Raw genomic sequence first — 279 nt, forward strand, 5'->3', positions numbered from 1 at the left:
CAGACCGCGACGTCTTCCAGACTTGTGCGGCGCGGATCGCCGCCCGCGAGCTTGGCCGCCACTTCGCGGGCCAGCGCGGCATGGCGTGCCGCATAGGCCGCAACCGCTTCGAGCGAGATCGCCACGGCTTCTTGGAAGGCACGCTCGGGCAGAGAGGCACCCTGGTCGGCCATGCGCTTTCTTGCATCGGCTGCCATCGCATCGAGACCTTGCTCGAGGACCAGCTTGTGGTTGGGAACGATGTGCCCCATCGGCGAGAGCTCGTTGAGGAACATCAGC

At 66.3% G+C, this 279-nt stretch carries 1 protein-coding gene; it reads right to left on the minus strand.

Annotated elements, in window-relative coordinates; genetic code table 11:
• A partial coding sequence (locus EN807_RS35090) for a pyruvate formate lyase family protein (RefSeq protein WP_189522725.1) occupies nt 1-251 on the minus strand: 251 nt, incomplete at its 3' end.
• Nucleotides 252-279: the final 28 nt, after the last annotated feature.

The organism is Mesorhizobium sp. M5C.F.Ca.ET.164.01.1.1, assembly GCF_004792125.1.
GTDB lineage: Bacteria > Pseudomonadota > Alphaproteobacteria > Rhizobiales > Rhizobiaceae > Mesorhizobium > Mesorhizobium wenxiniae.